Here is a 3754-nt window from a genome sequence, read left to right as displayed (position 1 = left end):
GCCTCCGACTTGGCCGCCGGCATCGCGGCGCGGCCCTCGGGCTGCACCGTGCCCAGGCGGACCGGGGTGGTGCCCGTGCCGACGAGGACGGCGCCGTCGACGAGCAGCACCTGACCGGGGGCCAGCGGCGCGGCACCGTCGGGGACAGCGGCCACGGGCTCGACGGGGCCGAGCTTGAGCCGGCGCCCGGTGAGCGTGGTCCAGGCCCCGGGCGCCGGGGTGCAGCCGCGCACCTGCCGGTCGACCGCCAGGGCGGGCCGGGCGAAGTCGACGCGGGCGTCGGCGGGCAGCAGCTTGGGCGCCAGGCTCACGCCGTCGTCCGGCTGCGGCACGGCGTGGACGGTGCCGTCCTCCAGGGCGTCGAGCACCTGCACGAGCAGGCCCGCGCCGGCGACGGCGAGGCGGTCGAGCAGGTCGCCGGCGGTGTCGCGGGGGCGGACCCGTTCGGTCATCGTCCCGAGCACCGGGCCGGTGTCCATGCCGGCCTCGAGCCGGAACACCGTGGCCCCGGTGACGTCGTCCCCGGCCATGACGGCGCGCTGCACGGGGGCGGCACCGCGCCAGGCGGGCAGCAGCGAGAAGTGCAGGTTGACCCAGCCGTGCCGCGGGACCTCGCGCGCGGCCCGCGGGACGAGCGCGCCGTAGGCGACGACGGGGACGCAGTCGGGCGCCAGGGCCGCGAGGGCCTCGACGAAGGCGGGCTCGCGCGGGTGGTCCGGGGCGAGGACGGGCAGGCCGTGCTCCTCGGCGACGACCCGCACCGGGCTCGGGCGCGAGCGCCTCCCCCGTCCGGCGCCGGCGTCAGGCCGGGTGACGACGCCGACGACGTCGTGCCGGGAGGCGAGCAGCGCGCGCAGGCTGGGGACGGCGACCTCGGGGGTGCCGGCGAGGACGAGCCTCACTCAGCGCGCCGCGCCGAAGGTGGAGTGCGGGCTGACCTTGACCACGGGGGCACGGTCGCCGGCCCACTCGGCCTCGCGGATCATGCGCATGGCCTGCTTCTTCTGCTCCCGGTCGAGCCGGTCGATGAAGAGGATGCCGTCGAGGTGGTCGGTCTCGTGCTGGACGGCACGGGCCAGCAGCGCCGAGCCCTCGACGACGAGCGGCTCGCCGTGCATGTCCTGCCCCTTGGCCACGACGCGCATGGCGCGGGGGGTGTCGGCGTAGATGCCGGGGAAGGAGAGGCAGCCCTCCTCGCCCTCCTGCAGCTCGTCGGACAGGTCGAGGGTGGGGTTGACCAGGTGGCCGAGCTGGTCGTCGACGTACCAGGTGAACACCCGCAGGCCGACGCCGATCTGGGGGGCCGCCAGGCCCGCGCCGGGGGCCTCGAGCATGGTGTCCTCGAGGTCCTTGACCAGCTGGCGGAGCTCCTTGTCGAACGTGGTGACCTCGGCGGCGGGGGTCCGCAGCACCGGGTCGCCGAACAGCCGGATGTCCTTCAGCGCCATGTCCCCAGTGTAGGAGCGACCAGGGGCTGCCCCCGCGGGGTCGGGGCCTAGAAGACGTGGTGACCGGTGTCGGTGAAGAGGACGTACCCGTCTCCGCTCGGGACGAGGCCCCGGACCGGGGACCCAAGGACGGTCCCGCCCAGAGATCCACGGAACCGCGCGTCGCCGAAGGTGAACACACCGCCGTCCGAAGCCACCAACCAGTACCCCCCGCCCGTGGGGGTGGGCGCCATTCCGATGATGGGCGCCTGCAGTCGGAGCGCGCCCGTCGAGCCGTGGAACCGGGCGTCGCCGAACGTGAAGACGCCGCCGTCGGCAGCCACGAGCCAGTAGCCCAGGTCGGTCGTGGCGCTCATGCCCACCACGGGACGGTTGAGGCGCAGCGAGCCCGTCGAGCCGTGGAACGGTGCGTCGCCGAAGGTGAACACCCCGCCGTCAGCGGCCAGCAGGTGGTAACCGTCCCCCGTCGAGGTGACGTTCATCCCGACCAGCGGGTACGGCATCCGGATGTCGAGGACGTCACCCAGGTACTCGGCGGGCGCCCCCTCGTAGATGTCGCCGCTGGCGAACACGCGCCCGTCGGCCAGGGCGGTCCGAGAGTTGCGCGGGTACTCGCTGCCGTCGCACGCGGCGCTGTTCTGCCAGGCGCCCACGATCGGCTGCCCGTAAGGCCCGGGGGGGCCGAAGGGGATCACCCGTCCGTCATTGGTAACCGTCTGCGGCCGGTACGCGGTGAAGTCGACGACGGGCGGCGTGGACTCGAAGAGGTACTGGGTGATGACTCCCTGCCGGGGGCGGAGGTCTGCGGCGGTCCGGAGGTCGAGGTCCGGACAGGTGAGGGGGGCGGCCGACGCAGGCGGCACCGTGGCCGTGCCGGGCAGGGCCACGACGACGGGTAGGGCCAGAGCGCAGGCCGCGACGAGGCGGAGGCACGCGCGCCAGACGGTGGGATGCATGGCTAGGTCCTCCTCGGGACGGTCCGTCGGGGAGCCCTCACCCGGTCCCTGCTGCACGGACTGCTATCTCGGTCTGTGCGAGGCACCCGGTACCGGCCCGGGCGCCGCCCGGGGTGCGCGCACGCACCCCGGGCTGGCCCTGCGGGGCTCAGAAGACGTAGTACTCGGCGTCCGTGAACACCGCGTAGCCGTCGCCGGTGGGGACCAGGCCGCGGACGGGGCTGCTGAGCTTCGTACCGCCCAGGGAGCCGCGGAACGTCGCGTCGCCGAAGGTGAAGACGCCGCCGTCGGCCGCCACGAGCCAGTACCCGCCGCCGCTCGGGGTGGCGACCATGCCGATGATCGGCTGGTTGAGGCGGATGGCGCCGGTGGAGCCGCGGAACACCGCGTCGCCGTAGTTGAAGATGCCACCGTCGGAGGCGACCATCCAATAGCCGTTGCCGCTGGGCGTGGTGCTCATGCCCACGACGGGACGGTTGAGGCGGATGTTGCCGGTCGAGCCGAAGAACCGGGCGTCGCCGTAGGTGAAGATGCCGCCGTCGCCGGCCACGAGCCAGTAGCCGTCCCCGGTCCCGGTGGCGCTCATGCCGACGATGGGGCTGGTCAGCCGGAGCGTGTTAGCCCCGCCGAAGTACCTCGCCGGCGCACCGCTCGAGATGCCGCCGTCGGCGAACACCGCGCCGGCCGGGGTGACGGCCCACGCGTTGCGCTCGTACTCGTCGCCGTTGCACGGCGCGCTGTTCTCCCAGACCGCCACGACCTTGGTCGTGAAGGGAAGGTCGTCGACCACGATGTCGTAGGCGTCCTGGTTGTCGTCGACGCTCACGGTGAAGTACTCGGTAGGGCTGAAGGTCGTGTCCGGGATCACCACACCGGGCTTGGGGAGCAGGTCCGAGGCGGTCCGCAGGTCGGTGCCGGGGGCGCAGGTCACGGGCAGCGCGCTGGCGGGGGCGGCGCCGGACACGGCGACACCCACGGCGAGCAGGGCGCCGGTGGTGAGCCCTGCGAAGAGGCGGGCGGTACGGGTGCGGGTCGTCGTCATCAGTCCTGCGCTCTCAGGTACGGGGGCGTGCGTGTCACGCCACGACGAGTGTCCGGACGGCTGCGCTCCGCGTCCGCGGGACTGCCCGCACCTGCCCGATCGGACTCCCCCGGACGGCCTAGTCGAGGTCGTGGGGGTCCACGCGGGCGACGACCCGGCCGGGGGCCTTGGCGGCCGACCGCGAGGCCAGCAGGTCGCGGGTGGCGCGGCGGACGTCGGCCGCCCCTCCCGACAGCAGCAGCTGCCAGCCCTCGCCGTCCTCGGCGGGCGCCGGACCCAGCACGGCGACCCGCTCGGGCGCGGTCGGG

At 74.3% G+C, this 3754-nt stretch carries 5 protein-coding genes; all 5 read right to left on the bottom strand.

Going from position 1 to position 3754, the window contains the following annotated elements; genetic code table 11:
* On the bottom strand, nucleotides 1-902 hold a 902-nt coding region (gene fmt / locus WCS02_RS18560; RefSeq protein WP_340295772.1), incomplete at its 3' end, for a methionyl-tRNA formyltransferase.
* Nucleotides 903-1448 carry a peptide deformylase gene (gene def, locus WCS02_RS18555; protein ID WP_340295771.1) on the bottom strand — a complete coding sequence of 182 codons (546 nt, stop codon included), beginning with the start codon at nucleotides 1446-1448 and terminating at the stop codon, nucleotides 903-905. It abuts the gene before it with no gap.
* 47 nt (nucleotides 1449-1495) lie between these two features.
* Nucleotides 1496-2404, bottom strand: coding sequence for a hypothetical protein (locus WCS02_RS18550; RefSeq protein ID WP_340295770.1), 909 nt, complete (start codon nucleotides 2402-2404; stop codon nucleotides 1496-1498).
* Between the two features lie 148 nt (nucleotides 2405-2552).
* Entirely contained in the window at nucleotides 2553-3446 is an 894-nt protein-coding gene (locus WCS02_RS18545) for a hypothetical protein (protein WP_340295769.1), read from the bottom strand.
* Between the two features lie 118 nt (nucleotides 3447-3564).
* The coding region (locus WCS02_RS18540; RefSeq protein ID WP_340295768.1) for a hypothetical protein at nucleotides 3565-3754 on the bottom strand (190 nt) is incomplete at its 5' end.

The sequence above is a fragment of the Aquipuribacter hungaricus genome (assembly GCF_037860755.1).
Classification (GTDB): domain Bacteria; phylum Actinomycetota; class Actinomycetes; order Actinomycetales; family JBBAYJ01; genus Aquipuribacter; species Aquipuribacter hungaricus.
The sequence above is the reverse complement of the archived record's forward strand: the minus strand, read 5'-3'. Positions and strand labels throughout refer to the sequence as shown.

Excerpts from the sequence above, each read along its gene's own strand:
- def (WP_340295771.1), bottom strand. The coding sequence starts at position 1,448 with ATGGCGCTGAAGGACATCCGGCTGTTCGGCGACCCGGTGCTGCGGACC.
- WCS02_RS18550 (WP_340295770.1), bottom strand. The coding sequence starts at position 2,404 with ATGCATCCCACCGTCTGGCGCGCGTGCCTCCGCCTCGTCGCGGCCTGC.
- WCS02_RS18545 (WP_340295769.1), bottom strand. The coding sequence starts at position 3,446 with ATGACGACGACCCGCACCCGTACCGCCCGCCTCTTCGCAGGGCTCACC.